The sequence below is a fragment of the Bacteroidetes bacterium GWF2_43_63 genome, assembly GCA_001769275.1.
GTDB lineage: Bacteria > Bacteroidota > Bacteroidia > Bacteroidales > DTU049 > GWF2-43-63.
In genome coordinates this window covers 28428-51516 of sequence record MEOQ01000032.1, presented here as the reverse complement: position 1 = coordinate 51516, position 23089 = coordinate 28428, and the positions used below count along the sequence as shown (strand labels likewise).

At 42.2% G+C, this 23089-nt stretch carries 21 protein-coding genes and 1 pseudogene; 16 read left to right on the top strand and 6 right to left on the bottom strand.

What is annotated here, in order from left to right:
• Nucleotides 1-100: 100 nt before the first annotated feature.
• Genes A2W93_00915 through A2W93_00895 form a run of 5 tightly spaced genes read left to right on the top strand, consistent with a single transcriptional unit; the run spans nucleotide 101 to nucleotide 4562 of the window.
• Nucleotides 101-766, top strand: a complete 666-nt coding sequence (locus A2W93_00915; GenBank protein ID OFY54155.1) for a futalosine hydrolase — start codon at nucleotides 101-103, stop codon at nucleotides 764-766.
• Nucleotides 767-818: 52 nt separating this feature from the next.
• On the top strand, nucleotides 819-1607 hold the full coding sequence (locus A2W93_00910) for a hypothetical protein (GenBank protein OFY54154.1): 789 nt from the start codon (nucleotides 819-821) through the stop codon (nucleotides 1605-1607).
• Nucleotides 1604-2569, top strand: a complete 966-nt coding sequence (locus A2W93_00905) for an ADP-glyceromanno-heptose 6-epimerase (protein ID OFY54178.1) — start codon at nucleotides 1604-1606, stop codon at nucleotides 2567-2569. The genes A2W93_00910 and A2W93_00905 overlap by 4 nt, the downstream gene beginning before the upstream one ends.
• Before the next feature lie 3 nt (nucleotides 2570-2572).
• Entirely contained in the window at nucleotides 2573-3334 is a 762-nt protein-coding gene (locus A2W93_00900; protein ID OFY54153.1) for a hypothetical protein, read from the top strand.
• 1 nt (nucleotide 3335) lies between these two features.
• Entirely contained in the window at nucleotides 3336-4562 is a 1227-nt protein-coding gene (locus A2W93_00895) for a hypothetical protein (protein OFY54152.1), read from the top strand.
• A 260-nt stretch (nucleotides 4563-4822) separates the two neighbouring features.
• On the opposite strand, the gene A2W93_00890 is transcribed toward A2W93_00895, so the two are convergent.
• The 5 genes and pseudogenes from A2W93_00890 to A2W93_00870 form a co-directional block, all read right to left on the bottom strand.
• Nucleotides 4823-5311: a hypothetical protein gene (locus A2W93_00890; protein ID OFY54151.1), complete on the bottom strand. Its 489-nt coding sequence runs from the start codon at nucleotides 5309-5311 to the stop codon at nucleotides 4823-4825.
• A gap of 98 nt (nucleotides 5312-5409) precedes the next feature.
• Nucleotides 5410-6814, bottom strand: a pseudogene (locus A2W93_00885) (UDP-3-O-[3-hydroxymyristoyl] N-acetylglucosamine deacetylase).
• A 29-nt stretch (nucleotides 6815-6843) separates the two neighbouring features.
• Nucleotides 6844-7857, bottom strand: a complete 1014-nt coding sequence (locus tag A2W93_00880; protein ID OFY54150.1) for a UDP-3-O-(3-hydroxymyristoyl)glucosamine N-acyltransferase — start codon at nucleotides 7855-7857, stop codon at nucleotides 6844-6846.
• Between the two features lie 166 nt (nucleotides 7858-8023).
• Nucleotides 8024-8641, bottom strand: a complete 618-nt coding sequence (locus A2W93_00875) for a nitroreductase (protein OFY54149.1) — start codon at nucleotides 8639-8641, stop codon at nucleotides 8024-8026.
• Nucleotides 8642-8795: 154 nt separating this feature from the next.
• Nucleotides 8796-10022, bottom strand: a complete 1227-nt coding sequence (locus A2W93_00870; protein OFY54177.1) for a phosphohydrolase — start codon at nucleotides 10020-10022, stop codon at nucleotides 8796-8798.
• A 120-nt stretch (nucleotides 10023-10142) separates the two neighbouring features.
• On the opposite strand from A2W93_00870, the gene A2W93_00865 reads away from it, so the two are divergent.
• The 7 genes from A2W93_00865 to A2W93_00835 all read left to right on the top strand — a co-directional run bounded on the left by A2W93_00865 (nucleotide 10143) and on the right by A2W93_00835 (nucleotide 16903).
• Nucleotides 10143-11699 carry a two-component system response regulator gene (locus A2W93_00865; GenBank protein OFY54148.1) on the top strand — a complete coding sequence of 519 codons (1557 nt, stop codon included), beginning with the start codon at nucleotides 10143-10145 and terminating at the stop codon, nucleotides 11697-11699.
• Nucleotides 11700-11702: 3 nt separating this feature from the next.
• A complete protein-coding gene (locus tag A2W93_00860; GenBank protein OFY54147.1) occupies nucleotides 11703-12137 on the top strand; it encodes a tRNA (adenosine(37)-N6)-threonylcarbamoyltransferase complex ATPase subunit type 1 TsaE in 435 nt (144 codons plus the stop codon).
• Nucleotides 12130-13350, top strand: coding sequence for an alanine dehydrogenase (locus A2W93_00855; protein ID OFY54146.1), 1221 nt, complete (start codon nucleotides 12130-12132; stop codon nucleotides 13348-13350). The genes A2W93_00860 and A2W93_00855 overlap by 8 nt, the downstream gene beginning before the upstream one ends.
• 87 nt (nucleotides 13351-13437) lie before the next feature.
• Entirely contained in the window at nucleotides 13438-15264 is a 1827-nt protein-coding gene (locus A2W93_00850) for an antibiotic ABC transporter ATP-binding protein (protein ID OFY54145.1), read from the top strand.
• A gap of 74 nt (nucleotides 15265-15338) precedes the next feature.
• Entirely contained in the window at nucleotides 15339-15902 is a 564-nt protein-coding gene (locus A2W93_00845; GenBank protein ID OFY54144.1) for a hypothetical protein, read from the top strand.
• A 17-nt stretch (nucleotides 15903-15919) separates the two neighbouring features.
• Nucleotides 15920-16399: a hypothetical protein gene (locus A2W93_00840; GenBank protein OFY54143.1), complete on the top strand. Its 480-nt coding sequence runs from the start codon at nucleotides 15920-15922 to the stop codon at nucleotides 16397-16399.
• A 21-nt stretch (nucleotides 16400-16420) separates the two neighbouring features.
• Nucleotides 16421-16903: a hypothetical protein gene (locus A2W93_00835; GenBank protein OFY54142.1), complete on the top strand. Its 483-nt coding sequence runs from the start codon at nucleotides 16421-16423 to the stop codon at nucleotides 16901-16903.
• Between the two features lie 121 nt (nucleotides 16904-17024).
• Here the strand turns inward: A2W93_00835 and A2W93_00830 are convergent, their stop codons facing one another.
• Complete coding sequence (locus A2W93_00830; GenBank protein OFY54141.1) at nucleotides 17025-18233, bottom strand: flavoprotein; 1209 nt, start codon at nucleotides 18231-18233, stop codon at nucleotides 17025-17027.
• A 76-nt stretch (nucleotides 18234-18309) separates the two neighbouring features.
• Here A2W93_00830 and A2W93_00825 point away from each other — a divergent pair, with 76 nt between their 5' ends.
• The 4 genes from A2W93_00825 (at nucleotide 18310) to A2W93_00810 (ending at nucleotide 23089) form a co-directional block, all read left to right on the top strand.
• Complete coding sequence (locus A2W93_00825; protein OFY54140.1) at nucleotides 18310-18582, top strand: hypothetical protein; 273 nt, start codon at nucleotides 18310-18312, stop codon at nucleotides 18580-18582.
• Complete coding sequence (locus A2W93_00820) at nucleotides 18560-20593, top strand: oligopeptide transporter, OPT family (GenBank protein ID OFY54139.1); 2034 nt, start codon at nucleotides 18560-18562, stop codon at nucleotides 20591-20593. The genes A2W93_00825 and A2W93_00820 overlap by 23 nt, the downstream gene beginning before the upstream one ends.
• A gap of 94 nt (nucleotides 20594-20687) precedes the next feature.
• Nucleotides 20688-22232: a hypothetical protein gene (locus A2W93_00815; protein ID OFY54138.1), complete on the top strand. Its 1545-nt coding sequence runs from the start codon at nucleotides 20688-20690 to the stop codon at nucleotides 22230-22232.
• A gap of 143 nt (nucleotides 22233-22375) precedes the next feature.
• Nucleotides 22376-23089: a hypothetical protein gene (locus tag A2W93_00810; GenBank protein ID OFY54137.1), complete on the top strand. Its 714-nt coding sequence runs from the start codon at nucleotides 22376-22378 to the stop codon at nucleotides 23087-23089.

Below are 23089 nucleotides of genomic sequence, written 5' to 3'. Positions count from 1 at the left end.
TCGCATCAGGAGATTCCATAGTCTACAACGAAGTGAAGGACATGGAATAGTCCGGGCATTTTTCGCAGCATTTATGTATCTTTGAATTGATTTTGCACTCATGCCTAAAAAACAAATTCTCATTACCGCAGCCACCGCCATGGAGCTGGATTTCCTGCTTGCACGAAGTGTTCAGAATAATGAGCTGTCAATTGTTGAAACAAAAACCGCCGATTTTACATTGCTTGTAAGCGGCATTGGGTCAGCCCTCACAGCATTTTCGCTAAGTAAGATTCTTCAGCATAAAAATTTCGATGCTGCTATCCAGATCGGCATTGCAGGCAGCTTTCAAGAAGACCTTCTGGTCGGATCAATCGTAAAAGTCAACAGTGATGTTTTTGCAGACCTTTGTCTGAGCGATAACGGAAAGCCCATTCATGAAGCGGAATTCAGCGACTTCAGAACTCCGCCATTTACCGAAGGAAAATTAATTCCTAATTCAACCATATATAAAAAAACAGATTTGCCCGAAGCCAGTGCTATTACAGTTAATTCAGTAACATCCACGGCCGAAAAGCGCACCTTTTGGCTTCAGCGGTACAATCCAGGCATCGAAACCATGGAAGGTGCTGCCTTTTATTATGCATGCATGAAAGAAAACATTCCCTGTGTGCAGATCAGGGCGATTTCGAATTTTGTCGGACAGAGCAACACTAAAAACTGGAATATTCCGTTAGCACTCCAAAATTTGACAGACTATACTCTGGATCACCTGATGAAATCTTAAACAAGTGCCCGCACTCTCTCTAGCCATATCGCCCTGTCCGAACGACACACTGATGTTTGACGCATTGGTGAATTCGAAAATTACATCAGGCGAAATTTATTTCAACACGGAATATCACGACATCGAACAGCTCAACAACGGCTTGCTGAGCGGCACATGGGACATATCGAAAATGAGTGTGGCCGCCTATCCGCTTGTTCAAAAAGAGTATGTTATGCTGAGTACCGGGATGGCAATGGGATTTGGCAATGGGCCGTTGATTGTAGCCAGAGATTCCAAAATTGATTTGAATTCTTATGATGGGACAATGCTGATCCCAGGAAAACATACTACAGCAAACCTGTTGCTAACGCGATTTTTTCCTAATATCAATAACAAACAGGAAACACTTTTCAGCGAAATATTACTAATGCTGGAATCAGGAAAAGCCAATGCCGGTCTCATTATTCACGAAAGCAGGTTTACTTTTCTGCAACATGGCTTACATAAAATCGCCGATATGGGCGAGCTTTGGTATAATCAAACTCAACTTCCATTGCCGCTGGGCTGCATTGTTGTTCGTCGCAGTATTGGAAACGAGATAATCAAAAAACTGGAAGAACTTGTACGCAATTCCGTCTTGTATGGGCTGCAAAACCGACCGGAATCGATGGATTACATAAAATGCCATTCACAGGAGATTTCGGACGAAGTGATAAACAGCCATATCGACCTTTATGTGAACGATTATTCAATAAATCCGGGACAGAACGGGCTTCACGCTGTGCTTACACTTCTCAAGTCCATGCCTGAAAATCATTCCTTATCTTTGCACGATATTTTTTCACCATGGGTAAACTGAACATTTTAACCGGAGCTGCCGGATTTATCGGATCCGTTTTAGGACGACAACTAATGGATGCCGGCATGGAGAATATTATTGCCGTTGATGACTTTTCGAAAACAGCAAAAGCAGATAATTTCGAAGGAAGAAAATACAAGGACTTTATTCATCGAGATAAACTGAATGATTTTCTTCAATCGCATAAATCGGACATTGGGGCAGTGTTTCACATTGGAGCCCGCACCGATACTACGGAAATTGATGTTGAGATTTTCAATAAACTCAATCTCAACTACACAAAAGACTTGTGGAAATTTTGTGCTGAAAGAAACGTCCCTTTCATCTACGCCTCATCGGCAGCCACTTACGGCGATGGTGCTTTTGGATACAAAGACGATCACAATATTGTAGAACAATTAAAACCGCTGAATCCTTACGGTGAAAGTAAAAATGATTTTGACAAATGGGCATTGCAGCAAAATCAGGCGCCACCATTCTGGGCAGGACTCAAATTTTTCAATGTCTATGGTCCGAACGAATATCATAAAGGCCGCATGGCATCGGTGATTATGCATGCTTACAATCAGATCGGCGAAACCGGCAGAATGAAACTTTTTCGCTCTCACAAGCCTGAATTCGCTGATGGCATGCAGATGCGTGATTTTATTTACGTGAAAGACATTGCATCCATCATTGCATTTTTGTTTGAACATCGCCCTGAAAGCGGGTTGTATAATGCAGGTACCGGAAAGGCTCGCGCGTTTTTGCATTTGGTTGAGGCCGTTTTTGCAGCCATGGAGTGCACTCCTGTAATTGATTTTGTTGACACACCCGAAGACATCCGCGATAAATACCAATACTTCACCGAAGCCGACATGTCGAAACTGATTTCGAAAGGTTACAACAAACCTTTTGTCAGCCTCGAAGACGGAGTGAAAGATTATGTAACCGGATACCTGAAAGAACACAAATACTTCTGAGAAATGAAAAACATTTCGTTACTGATTATCGCGCTGTCACTTACTTTTGCAAGCTCCAAAATCCTTGCACAAGACTCCACAAAAAAAGCTGACATAATCACAAGCATTCACGTCCAGTATGGTTTTCATTTACCCGGCGGCGATATGGATGAGCGTTATGGAATGAACCAGGTTGCTGGAATTGCAGCATCTTTTAAAACCAGCTCAAATTGGCTATTCGACGCTGACTTCAGTTATATTTTTGGAGGAAATGTAAAAATCCATGACAGCCTTTTCGCAGGAATTGCCAATGATGATGGTTTCATAATCGACGGTAACGGCCAGTTTGCAGAGCTTTACACCTACGAACGAGGCTACTACATTACGCTCGGTGTCTCGAAAATTCTTCCGCTATTTGCCGCAAACAAAAATAGTGGAGTGACGATAGGCGCTGGTGCAGGATTCATGCAGCACAAAATCAGAGTATATAACCCCGACAATATCACACCTCAGGTTTGCGGCGATTATGCCAAAGGATATGATTATCTGACTAATGGAGTAGCTATAAAACAATTCCTCGGATACACCTTTTTTGCACCAAAAAAAGTGTACAGTTTTAAAGCGGGGTTTGAATTTGTAGAGGCATTTACGGAAGGGCGCCGCGATTATCTCTTCCCAATTGGCGGACCCGATACCGAAAAACGTGTTGAGTTTTTGTATGGATTCAAATTGCAATGGACCATTCCATTCAAAAAAGCATCTGGCGAAACGTATTACTATTATTGAAATGAGATTATTTTATACCCTTTTCATACACCTCTACACTTTTGGAATCCGGCTTGCAGCGCTGACAGGAAACAATAAGGCCAGACTCTGGATTGACGGACGAAGACAGCAAAAAGAAATATTTTCAGCTAATCACACAAACGAACAGTGGATTTGGTTTCATGTTTCATCATTGGGTGAATTTGAACAGGGCCGCCCTCTTATAGAGCACTACCGGAGCCATAATCCGGCGTTCAAAATACTGCTGACTTTTTTCAGTCCATCCGGATTCGAAGTCAGAAAAAACTACAAAGAAGCTGATCTGGTATTGTATCTTCCATCAGACACCATGTGTCATGCACGCCGACTGCTGAAAAATTTCAATATTAAATTTGCGTTTTTCGTCAAGTACGATTTCTGGTTTAATTATCTGAATACATTGAAAAAGTCGGACATTCCGCTCTATCTGATTTCCGGAATTTTCAGAAAAAACCAACATTTCTTTCGTTGGTATGGTGGCTGGCAACGCAGACAGTTAAAAGCGTTCACGCATTTCTTCGTGCAGAACGAAAATTCTTCAGAGATCTTGAAATCAATCGGATTTAGCAATGTTACCATCACCGGTGACACCCGATTCGACCGCGTAGTGAAAGTAGCAAGCGACGCTAAGTCGTTTCCTGAAATCGAACAATTCATTCAGCAAAAACCAGTCTATATGGCAGGTTCTTCGTGGGAGCCCGATGAAAAATTCATTATTGGGTTAATAAATGCAAGGCAGGATCTGAAGTTTATAATTATTCCCCACGAAATCGACGAAGAGCGAATATCGCACCTGCAGCAATCTTTACCATACAAAGCATCGTTGTATAGTGAGAGAAATCTTCCTGACTTCAATAACAACAGAATTCTCATCATCAACACCATCGGCATGCTGAGCAGTCTATACCGCTATGCTACGATTGCACATATCGGAAATGGCTTTGGAAGCGGCATTCACAATACGCTGGAGGCTGCGGTTTATGGAGTACCTGTTATATTCGGACCCCAATATCACAAATTTCAGGAAGCGAAAGATCTGATAGAGTGCGGTGGCGGATTTTCATTTTCCGACGAAACACAGTATTCAGATATCTGTAACAATTTGCTGGATAATGAAACCATCCGCAAAGCTTCATCTGAAGCCGCAAAACAATATGTTTTAAAAAATGCCGGTGCAACGGAAATCATTACAGATTTTATAAAATTGTAAATGGCGGGCATGAAAAAAGCCGCCCGAAGGCAGCTTCTTTTAATCTTTTCTAAAAATATTAGAGGCGGTCTAAAAACAGCTCATTGTTACGACATTCCACCGTTCCGACTGCCAGTTGAGACTAAACGCTGAAAGATGTGCCGGAACATGGAACCGTCGTAACAACAGCAAAAACAACGGTTCCATGTCCTTCAGCTCCTTCGTCGCTTTCGGACGGTGGAATGTTGTTTTTGCATCCGACATCATTTTTACACAGACTTTTAGTCTTCTTTTCCGTCGTCATCTTTTTCCTGCGACTTATATTTGAACACGCCGTCAGCATCGAAAATATAATCTTCGCCACCCACTTCAGCTTCGTACGTAACAATATTATAGGCATCAGTTATTTTTGCAGCTTCTGTAATTTCTTTGCCCTTCATATTGTCAGCGCAATATTTCTTTACAGCATCTGGCAGTTTCGATGGTTCCACCGATGTTTCAGTTTCCAGCAAAGAACCAGTCTTATTGTACAACACGCATGTTTCAATATTCTCAACTGTAAATTCAGCTTCAAAATTTCCTTCTTCTGCTTCCCACTTTGTTCCCATTGCATTGGGATATGCCTTTGCAAATGCGTCTTTCACTACATCCGGGATCTGCACTACTTCCTCTTTTGTGGTGGTTGAATCTGTTGTGTTTTTATCTTCTTTTTTCGAACCACCGCAGGCGGTCAGGCCAATAACGATAAAAATGATCAAGAGTTTTTTCATGGGGTTTTGATTTGGTTAAGTGCAAATATAATAAATGCACACCAATAGAACTGATTTTATTCAGACTATTCCGTTATTAAAAAAATATTATTAACCAACTATACCTGAACTGCTTCGGGCTTTCTTTTAATGAGCGCTTTCATAGTGGCTTCGAGAACCAGCTTGCCAGCAACATAGCCGTTTCCGGCCATCTCACAAATCCCTCTGCGAATTGGGCTCATAAGTTCCAGATAGAAAACAATCGTATCGCCCGGCACCACTTTGTCGCGGAATTTAATACCGTCAATGGTCAGAAAGAAAGTAAGATAATTTTCAGGATCAGGAACAGTATTCAACATCAGAACGCCGCCTACCTGCGCCATAGCTTCCACCTGGATAACGCCCGGCATCACCGGAGCTCCAGGAAAATGGCCCACAAAAAAGGGCTCGTTCATGGTCACGTTTTTGATTCCGATAATATTATGATCGGTCATCATCATGACTTTGTCAACAAATAAAAACGGGGGCCTGTGAGGCAAAAACTTTTGAACTTCCACTACGTCAAACAAAGGTTTGGCATTAATGTCAAATTCAGGCAATTTCAATTCCATAGGTCTTCTGTATTTGATTCTGAATCATTTTTGCAAACTCCACATTGGTCTTGTGGCCAGGTTTATTGGCAATCACATGCCCCGAAAAACGGCATCCGACCAGACATAAATCACCGAACACATCAAGCGTTTTATGACGTGCGGGTTCATTTGTGTAATTAAGTTCGATGTTATTCAGCACGCCTTCCTTAAGCACATTCACTTTTGGTTGATTGAACACCGTAGCAAGATGATCCAGCTCTTCCTGCGATAGCATGCGATCGACAAACACAACTGCATTTTTTATGTCGCCGCCCTGAATCAGTTTTCGCTGCAGCAACATTTCAACTTCGGACAGAAAAACAAAAGTTCTGGCTTTGGAAAATTCAGCATTGAAATCGGAAATGCTTTTCAGCAGTGCATTCTGTGACGACAATACTTTGCTGTTGTAATCAACCATTGTCGATATACGATAGCCTTCGTCAGGAACCAGCCACATTTCAACATCCTTGTCATTGTCTTTCAGATACACTTTTTTCTGAAGGTTATACACGATGCGAATGGCGTCCTGTTCTACAATTCCTGCTTTCTGGAGAATGTTGGTGAATGGCGCCGAACTGCCGTCAAGTATCGGTGTTTCTTCACTGTTGATCTCAATCAGAATATTGTCAAGATCGCAACCAAGGACAGCAGCAAGTACATGCTCGACTGTTCTTACGATAGCTTCACCTTCGCGTATGGACGTGCCCCGGCTCGTATCAAACACATTCTGTGCAAGCGCACGCACAATGGGTTTCCCGGGTAAATCCACCCTGCAAAATGAATAACCGTGATTGGGAGGTGCCGGTAAAAAACGCATGGTGGTCATGCATCCTGTGTGAATCCCCTTCCCCTGGATTTCAATCGGCTCTCGTATGGTCTTTTGTCTGCTCATTGAATTATAATCAGGCAAAAGTAAGAAATTTATTTCTTCTCAAGGGCATTGACCCTGAAAGCTATCTCGTCCAGCTTCTTAAATATAGAATAAATCTTGAAGAAACGTGTGGCAGAAACAGCGGGTGCTCCCATGACCGATGAATGATCATCGAGACTATCCATAATGCCCGATTGTGCCGCAAACCGGCAATAGCTGCCAATCTTCAGATGTCCGGCAAAACCAACCTGACCTCCAACCTGGTTATGGTCTCCAATTTTGGTCGATCCGGCAACGCCTGCCTGCGCAGCAAAAACATTGTGCTCCCCAATCTCACAATTGTGAGCAATCATAATCAGATTATCCAGCTTAGTCCCTTTACCAACGCGTGTCGAGCCCATCGTTGCTCTGTCTATCGTAGTATTGGCACCTACTTCAACATCGTCTTCAATAATTACATTTCCCAATTGTGGAATCTTGCTGAAATGGCCATTGGCATCGGGCGCAAATCCAAATCCGTCAGTGCCTACAACTACGCCCGGGTTAAGAATAACCCGATCTCCGATCACACAATCATGCATGATCTTTACCCCGGGATACAAAATAACATCGCTTCCGATCTTAACATTTTCGCCGATAAAAACCTGAGGATGAATCTGTGTGTTTTCTCCAATCGCAGAACCAGCTTGTATTACAGAAAACTCACCCACAAAACACGATTCGGGAACATGCACGCCGGCGGCTACAAAAGCCAGTTCCGCCACGCCTTTGTTTTTCGGTTTCTGCGCTTCGGCCAGTGTCATTAGTTTTGCAAATGCTTCGTACGGATTTTTAACCCGGATAAGAGCAGCACTCACTTTTGCAGACGGAACAAAATCCTCTGCCACAATTACAGCGGATGCTTCGGTTGTGTAGATATAATGCTCATAAACCATGTTGGACAGAAAGCAAAGATCTCCGGCTTTGCCTTGTTCAATTTTCGCAAAATTGCTGAGTTTCGCGGCGGCGTCTCCATCAACATTCCCCCCGATGAAAGATGCGACCTGTGCTGCGGTGAATTCCATCATATGTGTCAGAAATAGAGTGCTAAATTAATATAATTAATTTAGTTGAGGAAATGGCGGGTAGAAACTGGTTGTATTCTGTATGTGACAAAGCAACAGCAATTAATTGCTTAGATTTTCAATCAATTACTGCAATGCAACTTAATAAATTTTCGGCATAAGTGTCTTAGAAAACTTTAGTGATCTCTTCAAATCCTCTTCGGGGACGGCGCGGATTAAGCGTTTTGCTTTGATCGAAGAAACCTAGGCAAATATTCATGACAGGCATTTCGTGTTCGGCCAGACCGAATTCCTTGTGAACACCATCGTAATCATATCCGTTCATAGGATGAGAATCGATGCCCAGGGTGCTGGCAGCATACATTATGCTCATCGAAAGCAGTCCTGCGTTGGCCTGAGCAAAGGCAATGCGGCGTTCCTCGGTAGAACCATACGAATATGCCGTTCCTTTTTGGGCGCCTTCAACCGCTTCTACATTTCCACCTACGGTCTTAAGCATTTCATCCCAGACAGGATTTTCTTTGTCCCATCCGTTTTTGTTGCCTACAATGAGCAGATTTACTGCAGCATCTTTTATTTTTGGTTGTTTATATGCGAGGTTCCAGAATTTTTCCTTGGCTTCATCGCTTTGAACAACAATTATTCTCCATGGTTGAAGATTATAGGCAGAAGGTGCATGAACAGCCAGATCTACAATTTTTTTCAGCGTTTCGTTGTCTAATTTTCGTGTCGGGTCAAAATTATTGACTGAGCGACGTTCCTGTATCATTTTTATTGCGTCCATTGTATTTGAATTTTAGTGGTACAAAGATACATTACGTAAAGCACATCATGTCATCGTTTATGACTAATATCATTCAAAGTGGTCAGTTGTTGGTGGTCAGTTGTAAGTGAAAATTTACAGACTACTGGCTACTGACTATTGGCCACTGACTACTCTACATGATTTCTTTCGGATAGCACAGGAAATATTTCACCACGGTTTTCGAAATTGCACCCTGGCTCAGCTGATCAGAGGCTTCGGCCACATCTTTGCGCGTTCCGTCTTTGTATGCGATCCATATTTTATCAATGCCCGGCGCATAAGCATTGTTTTCGATTTCGCCATAGCTTAGAAAATAGCGGGCTTCATCCTTTGAAATATTGTAAGTGCCTGAGATTTTTTTCAGTAATTCATCCTCGTTTTTCTTACTGATCGGCTTAGAATCTATTACAACGCGAAGGAGTCTGCGACTCAGCAGATTTGCCGACAAGCGGCTCAGCACCGGGTCGTTGTGATGTTGCCAAACTTTAAGCGACGATAACACATCGCTGTCGTCGATGTCGATAAAATTATCCAGCGTTGATGCGTTCAGGTTTGTGCGATTGTTGTTGTTTTCCAGAAAAAAAGCAAGAGCCGGCGGAGCAAAAACTTTTACGCCATTGAGAGCCAGTTCATGTGCCCGCTTTAAAACACCGATCAGCATTTGTTCAGCAGCAACAACTGTTTTATGAAAATAGACTTGCCAATACATTAACCTGCGTGAAATAATAAATCGCTCAACAGAATAAATGCCCTTTTCTTCAACTGCCAGATCATCACCAGCGATAGTCATCATTTTCAGAATTCGTTCAGTGCCAACAACACCTTCTGAAACACCCGTAAAAAAACTGTCTCGCGACAGATAATCGAGCCGGTCAACATCAAGCTGACTAGACACAAGCTGATGCAAAAATTTCTTTTTATACGTTCCCTTAAAAATCCGGATGGCCATTCTGAGCTGCCCGTTCATATCCGCATCAAGCTTTTCCATCAGTTTCAGTGAAATATCTTCATGCGAAACATTATGAATGAGTGAGTGCTCCAACGCATGCGAAAACGGGCCATGACCCACATCGTGCAGCAAAATGGCCACCAGCGCCGCCTGCTTTTCATCGGGAGTGATTTCAAAACCTTTTTGCTTCAGTATTTCAATGGCTTCATCCATGAGGTGCATGGCGCCAATGGCATGATTAAAACGAGTATGCAGGGCTCCGGGATATACCAGATAAGTGAGCCCGAGTTGACGGATGCGCGTGAGCCGCTGAAAACAAGGATGATTCATGAGCCCGAAAATTAATTCATCGGGAATCGTAATAAAACCATGCACCGGGTCGTTGAGTATCTTGCGTTTGTTTACAGCCATTGCTTGACGATTCAATAATTTTTCAATATTTTTTGTATCTTTGAAAATGATTTTGCTCGTTGACAAACCACCTTGTCAAAAACAGACAAATGTAATGAATAACCAGAAAAGTAAAGTAACATGAATACAAAAAGCAAAATCCTCTGGGTTGATGATGAAATTGAAATACTGAAACCGCATATTCTTTTTCTGGAGCAGAAAGGATATGAGCTGTCTCCAGTTTCTAACGGAAATGATGCGATTGACATGATCAAATCCGAAGATTTCGATATTATTTTTCTTGATGAAAACATGCCTGGCTTAAGCGGACTTGAGACCCTGACGCACATAAAAAATCTGAAGCCCAATATTCCGGTGGTAATGATTACAAAAAGCGAAGAAGAAGCCATCATGGAGGAGGCCATCGGGAGCAAGATTGCCGATTATCTCATCAAACCCGTAAATCCAAATCAGATACTACTTACGCTTAAGAAAAATCTGGAGGACCGCCGGCTTATTAATGAAAAAACCACCGGTTCATATCAGCGCGAGTTTACAAAACTTGGGATGGAAATTTCGCCCAATCTGACATTTGAAGAATGGTCATCGTTATATCGGAAACTCATTTATTGGGAGCTGGAATTGCAGGAGTCGGGTGATGAAAGCATGTTGCAGATTCTCAGAACTCAAAAAGAAGAGGCCAATAAAGTCTTTTCAAAAGCATTTATACGAAACTACCGTGATTGGCTCAGCGACAAAAACAATCCACCATTGCTGTCGCACAACGTAATGCAAAAGTCCGTCTTTCCGCTGCTTGGGAAAGGTGAAAAAGTGCTCATGGTGGTTATTGACAATTTGCGCTACGATCAGTGGAAAGCCATTCAGCCGGCCATAGAAGAGAATTTCAGAGTAGTGAGCGATTCAATGTATTGCAGCATTTTGCCCACATCTACTCAATATGCAAGAAACTCTTTGTTTTCCGGACTGATGCCCACCGAAATTCAGAAGAAATTTCCAAAACTCTGGGTTGAAGAAGATGACGATGAAAACTCAAAAAATCAATTTGAATCAGAATTGCTGGATGAATTGCTCAAACGTTTAGGACTGAATATTAAGCACAATTTCGCAAAAATTCTGAATCTCAGAGCTGGTAGAAAATATGTTGAGACATTCAGTAACATCGCTTCAAATCAGCTGAACGTGCTGGTTTACAATTTTGTCGATATGCTCTCGCATTCCAAAACAAACATGGAAATCATCAAGGAGCTGGCAAACGATGAAGCAGCCTACCGATCGATCACCAGCAGCTGGTTTGATCACAGCCCTCTTGCTGAAGTTTTTGAACTTGCCGCAAAAAACAACTTCAAAATAATTCTTACAACAGATCATGGAAGCATTCGCGTAAAAAATCCGGTTAAAATCTACGGTGACCGCGAAACCAACGCTAACATTCGTTTTAAGTATGGAAAAAATATTAATTCCGATGGAAAAAATGTTTTTGAAGTAAAAAATCCGGCCGATATTTATCTGCCACGCCCGAATGTGAGCACCTCCTACATGTTTTGCATTTCGGCCGACTATTTTGTTTATCCAAACAACTACAACTACTACGTGAATTTCTTTGCAGACACTTTTCAGCATGGAGGCATTTCACTTGAAGAAAACCTGATTCCGCTCATTACGCTTTCACCAAAATAAAAAATGAAAAAAGTATTCAGCCGTGTTTCACTGAATGACATGACGATGGTTGCGGATTTTCTGGCAACACTTGCGGAAAAACGCGCTGTATTTGCCTTCTACGGACCAATGGGCTCCGGAAAAACAACGCTCATTGGAAAAATGATACGCATAATGCTTCAGCAAGAGCTGGATGTGACAAGCCCTACTTTTGCGCTGATAAACGTGTATGAAGCAGCTAAGCCAGTTTACCATTTCGACTGTTACCGCATTGAAAAACCGGAAGAGGCACTAAATGCAGGAATTGAGGAAATGCTGTACAGCAATGCGGTCTGCCTGATTGAATGGCCTGAAAAAATCGAAGCTTTGCTACCTAAAAATCTGATTACAATAACGCTTTCATCATCCGATGACGAATCTTTTCGCCACATCGAAATAAATATTCCTGACCATGACTGAAAACAATATTTACAACATGGGTCCTGCAGGACAAATGATGCCTGCCGAAGAACGACTGGAGATTAAAAGAAAAAAAAGCAGCCTGAAAATCGGAGTTCCACTTGAAATTGCATTTCAGGAAAACCGCGTTTCACTGGCGCCCGACAGTGTCGGACTGATTGTGTCGCATGGGCACGAAGTATATGTTCAACGTGGGGCTGGCCGCAACGCGCATTTCAGCGACGAAGAATATGCTGAAGCCGGCGCCACACTCACCGATTCAGCTGCAGAAATATATCAGTGCAATCTGATTCTGAAAGTTGCTCCTATGCTGCCGAGCGAAATTGATATGTTGCAGAGCCGTCAAACGGTTGTTTCTGCGCTGCACTCCACCATGCAAACAGCAGAATATTTCAAAAAATTAATGCAGCACAAAACAACGGCAGTTGCATTTGAATTCATCAAAGATCAGGGTAATATATTCCCGGTGCTGAAAGCCATGAGCGAAATTTCGGGCTATGCAGCCATTCAGGTCGCAGCAGAATACCTCAGTAAAAACGACATTGGAAAAGGGAAACTTCTTGGAGGCATCCCAGGCATTGCGCCTGTTGAAGTGGTCATTCTTGGTGCAGGTACAGTTGGCACCTATGCTGCACGAGCTGCATTGGGATTCGGTGCCGAAGTAAAAGTATTCGATAATCACATCTATAAACTCAGATCTTTACAGCAAGATATTGGTAAACAAATTTTTACTTCCATCATTCATCCGAAAGTCCTTTCAAAATCTTTAAAAAATGCCGATATTGTTATAGGCGCGCTGCATTCCATTCGCAATAAACCCATGGTGGTGGTTACCGAAGAAATGGTTGCCGACATGAAGCCAGGCTCTGTGATTGTCGATGTCAGCATCGATCAGGGCGGGTGCATCGAAACATCTGCTGTGACAACGCATAAGGACCCTGTGTTTATCAAACACGATGTTATTCATTATTGCGTTCCCAATATTCCTTCCAGGGTTCCACAGACCGCATCGTACGGACTCAGCAATTTCTTCACACCGGTCATTATGGAAATGGGTGAAGAAGGCGGAATCGAAGCTTTTCTGAAAGCCAATCCTTCTCTGCGACAGGGAATTTACATGTTCAACGGAATTCTGACCAACCATATGATCGGGCAAAATTTCGGTCTGCCAAGCAAGGAACTGGATCTGCTGCTGGCCAGTTTTCAGATGTGATAATTGCGCTGAAAACAATCTTACAGCTGCATTTTCAATAAAAACTGCATATTTTTTTACCTTTGCATAGAATTCAATCTCATTTGCATGAAAAGTTTGCGCCGCATGCTCCGTCTGATCAACGGACATTGGAGAAATACTCTTTACTATCTGCTGTTTAATATTCTTACAGCCGTTTTTTCGCTCTTTTCCATTGCGATGGTCATTCCATTTCTGCGAGTTCTCTTCGGTATGCAACAGCGCGTTGCTGAGTCAGTGCCATTCGAAATGAATCTTGAATCACTTCAACATAATTTGAATTATTTTATTTCAAATCTGCTGGATAAATACGGCATCAATCAAACATTGATCTTTGTATGCATTGTTATTGTCATTCTGTTCTTTTTCAGAAATCTATTCACCTACCTGTCAACTTATTTTATGGCGCCTGTTCGCAACGGAATCGTTGAAGACCTTCGCAATAAAATGTACCGGAAAATTTTGCACCTGCCAATGTCGTTTTTTTCGAACGAACGAAAAGGCGATATCATGAGCCGCGTGACAAACGATGTGCAGGAGGTCGATAACAGCGTCATGTCATCTATTCAGGTGTTGTTTAAAGATCCGATATTTATTGTTATTTATCTCTCCAGTCTTTTTCTGATGAATTACAGGCTAACCCTCATTATTCTGCTCATGTTGCCGGTCATCGGTTTCGTGCTGGGGGTCATCAGCCGGTCGCTTCGAAAAAAAGCAAAACTGGGACAACAACGACTGGGATTTCTTACATCGCTCATCGATGAAACACTGCATGGACTGAGAATTATCAAGGCTTTCACCGCTGAAGAAATCGTATATAAAAATACCGCTGAAAGCAATCACAACTACACACGTTTACAGATACGTATTTTTCGGAAACGCAATCTTGCTTCTCCGCTAACTGAGTTTTTCTCCATTCTGGTAATGGCCATCATTCTATTTCTCGGAGCCAACATGGTACTCACAGACGGTCTCGCATTTTCTGCTGAAGCTTTTATTGCATACATCATGTTGTTTTCGCAATTATTGCCACCCGCCAAAAGCTTTTCCAATGCGTGGTCCAGCGTGCAAAAAGGAATGGCTTCGCTCGAGCGGGTTGATGAACTTCTTGATGCCGATGAAGTAATTCTTGATCCGGAAAATCCGGCTGAATTTAAAGGGTTCAATCATTCTGTCGAGTTTAGCAATGTTTCGTTTACATACGGAAATGATAATGTTCTGCACAACATAAACCTGACCATTCCCAAAGGAAAAACCATTGCACTCGTGGGCGCATCAGGCGCTGGTAAAACAACCATGGTCGATCTTCTGCCGCGATTTTTTGATGTAACAGAAGGTGAAATTCTGATTGATAACGTACCGATAAAAAATTACAATGTGCTTGAATTGCGGAGTCTGTTCGGCATTGTGAATCAGGAACCCATTCTCTTCAACGATACTTTTTTCAATAATATTTCTTTCGGAAAACCAAACGCCTCCCGCGAAGAAGTCGAAAATGCAGCCCGCATTGCCAATGCGCATGATTTTATTATGGAGACCCCCGAAGGGTACGATACTTCAATGGGTGAACGCGGAAGCAAACTCAGCGGTGGTCAGCGACAACGGATCAGCATTGCACGGGCTGTGCTGAAAAACCCACCCATTCTTATTCTCGACGAAGCCACTTCTTCGCTCGACTCCGAAAACGAACGAATGGTGCAGGATGCACTCGATCGCCTGCTGAGTGACCGCACTTCTGTAGTGATTGCCCACCGACTTTCGACCATCGTTAAAGCCGACAATATTGTAGTGCTCGATCAGGGGCGCATTGTTGAACAGGGCAAACACGAAGAACTGCTCGCACTCGGCGGACAATACAAGCATTTATACGATTTACAGATGTTCGGAAAAAAATAATAACTGCGATTGATCCATTGTTGAATTTTGTATATTTGTTTGAGCAACAACTATGTCATCGAAAATTCACACGAATGAAAATTTCTGTTTTTATTATCTCGTTCATAATTTCAATTTCTTTGTCAGCACAACACGATAAAGTGCTCGAAATACGTGCGTACTACAAAGAAGTGAAATCTAATATTGCCATCAATAATCCAGACTCAATTTCATATTATTATTCCGACCAGATTATCCGGAATCGCTATGATGCACAGTGGCGCGCCATCGGTATTTTTCATGACACAATTACTTATTGGTATGGCGATGCAATGGAAGCAGCAAATATGGATGGCAATACCAGCCAGGACAGCTCCTGGGCGCTGAAGCTTGTCACTATATCATCGCAATACAGCACCATGCATCAGTACCGTGAATGGCTTTTTCTCGACGGCAAACTGATTTTTCATTTTGATAAACTGGACGGATCGGAATACAATCCCGACAGCAATTGGGAATACCGCTACTATTTCAACGACAATAAACTCATTCGATTCATGAGTGGCGGCGAAATTATTGGCTACGACGATGATCCCGCCAGTATAATTTTATCCGGTGAAGAAATGAAAACAATGTTCAGATCCATCATCCGCAATTAATTAAACAACATAAACAAATGAAATCTTCAAGGTTTTTTATTCTGTTTGCTTTTCTGTTTGCGCAAATTTCATTGCAGGCGCAAACGGCCAGCGAAGTTTTTGAAAAAAGCTGGGTAGGGGCATCCAAAGCCAGAACCGATCTGACCGAAAGCGGTTATTTTTTATGTTCGGAAAGTCTTTACAATGTTGAATTCAACGAAGAAGATAACACTTTTACAGGCTACAACCGAACGGAATTCAAAACAGATCTTGGGACGTATGTCAATATTGTAAAGATTTACGGAGATTTTGACCCTGATGATTTGACAGTTGTAATCACCACCGGGACCAGCATAAGAGAAGACGAACTACCTTATGGATTGATCTGGCTTAGCACAACGCTGAATTTAAAACTGTATTCGGATTCAGAACATTCCGGCTATTATATATTATCAGGACAGTCTACCAGGATGGAGTACAGTGATGAGCTCTATGAAGTCACCACTTATCCTTTCTAATAAAACATAAAAGCAAAAAACATGAGCATCGAAAACAGCAAAAATGCCGAATGCTGCCCGCGCTTTGAACCCGAGCCCTGGGATGATAAAATTATTGAATGGTCAGATAAAAAATTCATCCGCGATCAGGTGAAAACATTTTTCTACATGCCTTTTGGTTTTGGAAAAACAATGACCCGTGTAATGACAGCATTGGAAAATGCAGGTGCTTCATCACCCGACTATCTCTGTCTTTCAGAACATACTTCCAAATGGAATATGGATGTGTTTCTGGCGGTCGATAAAGAAATTCCCGGTGCGGAAAATAAAACCATCAGCGGAAAATTCTACAGCCGCGTGTACGAAGGACCATTTCAAAACACCGGAAAATGGAGTAAGGATTTCGAAGAAAAAGCAAAGGAAAAAGGATTCGAAATAAAAAAACCATACATGTGGTACACCACCTGCCCAAAATGCGCCAAGAAATACGGCAAAAACTACGTGGTGCTGATCGGCATGATTTAATATCTGTTCCAGTTAGTTTTTTCAACCGGATAGATCCGGTTTTAATACCATACAAACTATGGCAATAATACTCATTTAGATGCTTTTCAATTTTCTTTGTTTCACAACTCCTCAAAAACACCTACTCTAGTTTTGCCGCCACATAAGCCGTGCTCCAGGCTGCCTGAAAGTTATATCCACCGGTAATTCCATCGATATCCAAAACCTCTCCCGCAAAATATAAGCCAGGCACCACCTTGCTTTGCATTGTACTCATATCTACACCCTGCAAGCCAACACCTCCACATGTCACAAATTCATCTCGGAAAGCGGCACGCCCTTTCACCTCATACACGTCATTGGTAAGTATATTGACCAACCGGTTAAGTTCTTTCTTGCTGATTTCACCCCATTTCCTTGTCTCCTGAATATCGCATTTCACCAATAAAAACAACCATAGCCGTGTTGACAATGTGTATGGTGCAAAATTATCAATCTGTTTCTTTGAATGCGTTTTTATCACATCATTCAGATATTCGCCAACAACAGAATCATTCTTCTCGTTTACCCAATTTACCTTTAGATTAAAAGTATATTTATTTTCATGAATGAATCGCGCGCCATATGAGGATAGCTTCAACACCGCCGGACCGCTCATCCCCCAGTGAGTAATGAGCAGGGGCCCATTTGCCGATAGCTTTGTGCCTTGTATATTTGTTATAACATTATCCAATACTACTCCCATCAACTTCGTAACATGGTTTTCAGGAATACTGAATGAGAACAATGATGGCACAGGTTGCTCCCGTGGCTGCCCCAATGCGTCCAAACAATTCAATATTTCATTGCTTTTTGTTCCACCTGTGCAAATTATTACTTTATTAAAATATTGCACTTCTCCCTTGTTGACCACCACTTCAAGCCTCTGACTTTTAGAATACAAAGCGGTAAATGATATTTCCGTCTGTATCTTAATGCCCAGCCGATGACACTCTCGTAAAAAGCAATCAATAATGCTTTGCGAATCCTGCGATGCCGGAAACACACATCCATCGGGCTGTGTCACCAAAGCAACCCCTCTCGACTCAAACCAGCGCATTGCATCGTGATTATCGAAAACATGAAACACCTTTCTCAATTGTTTTCCGCCACGTGGATACGCATTACATAAGGCCCCCACACCTTCGCAGGCATTTGTAACGTTACATCTCCCGCCGCCGGAAATACGCACTTTAGAGAGTAACTTTTTCGATTTTTCGAAAACAATTACGTTTGCCCCGGGATAATTCTCCTTAACACATATAGCTGCAAAAAATCCTGCAGCTCCGCCTCCAATGATTGCAATGTCCATTTGTTCAGAATTCACACTTCGTTGTCTGCTAAATCGTATATCATTCCTTGTCTTTATTTTCAGACATTGCTAAAGTATGCTATTTTCTTTAATTGACCTTGCCCCAAATTCTATTCAACTTCAATTTACATCTCTTTTTTTTAAAACCACCAAGCATTGGGGCGGTCCCGACAGGAATCGCAATATAATCCGCTACAGTGTATTATCATACCTCGGCCGCTATTCTAAGGAAATCGGGCTGTATCCCGACAGTTTTTTTAACAAATTTTCGTCCGGTTTTCAAACTTTAATTATCTTGCACTCCCAATCTGTTAAATCTTGTTATTATGGAAGACCTGCAGAACGATAAACCGTTTGAACTACCCGAAAACGCGTACCGCGAACTCAAAGATGGTGAAACGTATGAACCGGTTATGCCGGCCTCGAAAACATTTCCCGAAACAACCACGTGGTCAGTCCTGATGGGGCTTCTCATGGCCGTAATTTTTTCAGCAGCTGCAGCATATGCCGGCCTCAAAATCGGTCAGGTATTCGAAGCCGCCATTCCAATATCCATCATTGCTATCGGGGCCTCCGCATTGACAAAACGAAAAAACGCACTGGGCCAAAATGTAATTATTCAGTCCATAGGAGCTAGCTCCGGAGTTATTGTTGCTGGTGCTATTTTCACAATCCCTGCGCTTTATATTCTCCAATACAAATACCCGGACATTGAAATTAATTTTCTGCAGATATTTCTGGCAGCCCTTCTCGGAGGTATTCTGGGTATTCTTTTTCTGATTCCATTCCGGAAATATTTCGTCAAGGAACAACACGGGAAACTTCCTTTCCCCGAAGCCAAGGCAACTACCGAAATTCTGATCTCTGGAGAAAAAGGCGGCAAGCAGGCCGGATTGCTGATCGCCAGCGGTCTCATAGGTGGAGTTTACGATTTTCTCGCTGCTCAGTTCAGACTTTGGTCCGACACGGTTACAACCCGCGTCATTCCATGGGGTGCAGAACTGGCTGAGAACACAAAAATGGTTTTTAAAATGAGCACCAGTGCGCTCGTGTTCAGCTTCGGATATCTGATCGGACTTAAATATGCGCTCATAATTGCAGTCGGGTCCATGCTTTCATGGCTTGTGTTTGTGCCGCTTTTCAACGAAATCGGGAACATGATGGCTGCCGCTGGTGGTGGCATAAATATTTTCGCATCTATGTCGCCCGAAGCCATTTTCTCGGGATATGTCCGCAACATCGGTATCGGCGCCATTGCTATGGCTGGTGTTATAGGCATCATCAAATCTTCTGGTGTGATTAAAAAATCTTTCGGACTTGCTTTCTCAGGACTCTCCGGCAAAAAGAATGTCGAACAACCCGAACGCACACAGAAAGACATCAAAATGACTTTCGTATTATTGCTGATTCTTTTTACGGTTATCGCTGTTTTCATTTTTCTGTATGCCGGAATTCAACTCACCCTGGTTCAGGCACTGGTTGCTCTTGTTACATTGGTAATCGTTTCATTTCTCTTTACCACCGTGGCAGCCAATGCCATCGCCATTGTCGGATCAAACCCCGTCTCCGGAATGACGCTCATGACGCTGATTCTGTCTTCGGTCATTCTTGTCGGAGTCGGCCTTGAGGGCGCATCGGGCATGGTCGCATCGCTGATCATTGGCGGAATAGTTTGCACCGCTCTATCCATGGCCGGCGGCTTTATCACTGACCTCAAAGTTGGATATTGGCTGGGATCAACACCTGCCAAACAGGAGTCGTTCAAATTTCTCGGAACATTGGTTTCTGCAGCAACGGTTGGTGTTGTAATTTACGTACTCAACGGCGCCTATGGATTTGTAAAGGTCCCCGGCATTCACGATGACCCAATGGCTGCTCCACAGGCCAATGCCATGGCGTCCATCATCGAACCGCTTATGCAACCGGGCGCATCAGTACCATGGATGCTGTTTGCACTTGGGGCCATTATTTCACTTCTTATCAACTGGCTCGGTTTGCCATCGCTGGCATTTGCCCTCGGCATGTTTATACCGCTGCACCTGAATACTCCGCTCATTGTTGGCGGTCTGTTGCACAAATTCATGTCAACCGGACACAAAGATCCCGAAGTCAATAAAGCACGCGAGCAACGCGGAACGCTCATTTCAAGCGGTTTCATTGCGGGCGCGGCCCTATTTGGCGTGGTTGGCGCGTTGCTGCTGTTCTTCGAGGTGAACCTTAATTTTCTTCATGTAAACCAGATGCAAATCAAAGGAAGCTGGGAATGGATCCCGGGTTGCCCGTGGCCGGAAGTTTCAGCATTGATTGCCTTTGCTGCTTTGATTGTTTATTTCATCTGGGACAGCAAAAGGATTAAATAAAGAACTCCTTCATTTTATTTCCGAAGCCCTTTTCTTATTAGACAAGGGCTTCGTCTTTTATATATTTTCATATATTTGCTGCAAATAATTTTTTATGAAAGCGATTTTCCTTCTTACTGCATCATTATGCGCCACATTCATGTCGTTCGCACAGAACAAGTGCGATTTTGCAGAAATGAAAACGATCTCGGAACTAACTAAAATGAATTACGCACTCAAGTCATTTCTGGTAAGAACAAATGACGAAAAACATGTGTTAGTTGTAGAGAAGTCCAATAAACTTATTTTACAGAAAATCGGAAACTCTGGTGTTGAGATAGAAAAAGAATTCTCTTTTAAATTTGAAAAAATAGAAACATTTTTTCTTAACGCTTTTGCCGGGAAAGAACAGCTTTATATTTTTTCAGGGTTTATGAAAGACAAGGAATTAAGTGTTTGCAAAACGGCTATTTCGCTTGACAATCTTGAGGTTTCTGCCAAAACTGAGGTAATAAATAGTTTTCCTTGTAAGGAAGAGTATTTTGATTTTGCTGATTCAGACGACAATGATGGTTTTCAAGGGTTCAAAATAATTTCAAGCCCGGACAACAATAATCATGCACTTCTATTTATTGATAAATTGACTAGTAAAGACTCTATCCTCATTGATTGCTGGATGTATAGCTCTGAAATGGAATTGCAATGGAAAAAGAATATCAATAAAGAGCACTATGAATATTATCAATGGACATTTTATACTGATAACTTTGGCAATTTACAATCAATTAATCAGGAAAGATATCATTCACTCTCCCCTGCAGGAATAAGTGAAAGCAATTATTACTTAACTTCTTACCTGGCAAACGGCAATATTGTAGGCCCTTTACAGTTTGCCCTTCCGGAAGGCAAAATTTATGATTACAAAATGGATTTCCCAGCAAATGGAATAGTTCACGTTGGAGGGTTGTACTACAATGGCACCATTGTCAAGCAGGGATTGAGTGAAGTTATCTTCAGAAATGGTGTTTACTGTCTTGAAATTGATTTATTCAAAAATGAAATCACAAAATCTGATCAGGTTGAATTTGACCAGTCATATATAAGTTCGCATAATTACAATAAACAAATAGGAAATGGTCTTCTTTTCATAAATACTAAAAAAATCATCACACGTGATGACGGTGGTGTTTATGTTATTGCCGAGTTCTCAGTAATTTATAATGAAGAAGCGCAATTTTTAGACATTTCCACTTTTAGCTTTGATAAATCCTTTGATTTTGAATGGATAAAAAACATTCGAAAGGATCAAAAAACTGAAAATGGAGTAACAGGATATTGGATGGCTGCTGGATCATTTCTCCCGTTATATGTGAATGAGAGCTTATTTATAATCTACAATGATAATATTAATAATTTATCCATCTCGGAGTATTCTACATCAGTAGAAAAATGGAAAACAAAATCTAGCCCGGACAACATTGTTTGCATTGCACAAATATCCAAATCAGGAGACCTGCAAAAATACATTTTAGATCAAAGTATTTGTGCAAAAGGGCAGCCTTTCTTATCAACAGCAAAGATTTTGAGTGACAAGAAATCTTTGTATGTTCTCGGTCACAGTTCTATTGCTGAAAACCATGTGCTAATACAGTTTGAATGACCTCGGTCTATTGGCGTTATTATTATTGAATAGGCTCCCGAAAGTTTTTAGCGGCATAATACTGACGACTTAGTGTAAAAAACCGATTTATAATATATTCTTACTTTTGCAGTTATTAAGCAACAAACTGTCTGATTTTTAGTATGCGCCATCGCCTGATCATTGCTGCTGTCACCGTTTTCGTTTTTCTTTCCGGCTCAACATCCGCTCAGGAGCAAGGAATCGAGAACCTGCCGCGCTTTGATTTGAGAATTGTCCATTTTGGTTTCACACTCGGATTCAACAATATGGACTTCACGCTGCGCCGCCCCGAATCCAATGGCCCAATCGATTCTGTACTTAATATCACAACACAAGCTCAGGGAGGATTTCAGATTGCCATCGTGTCCGATCTTCGTCTTGGCAGTAATATGAACCTCCGCTTTGTTCCTGGACTTTCGTTCGGTGATCGCAAAGTTCATTACGATGTGTTTCATCCCTCAACCGGCAGCACCACCAAGGTTACAAAAACCGCCGAATCAACATTCCTCGATTTTCCGCTGCTGTTTAAATACAAAACAAACCGCATCACCAACTTCCGCGCGTATGTACTTTTCGGCGGCAAATACAGCCTCGACCTGGCCTCACAATCCAAAAAGAAACAGGAAGACGAAGCCAATCTCAAACTGCTTCCGCATGACTATTCAGTTGACCTTGGCGTAGGCGTGGAATGGTACCTAGAGTATTTTAAATTCGGTGTTGAACTCCGTTCTTCTTTCGGAATTCCAGACATGCTTAAACGTGAAAACACCATATATACAAATAATATCGAATCACTCCGCTCCAAAATGGTGTGGCTGTGCTTCACATTCGAATAG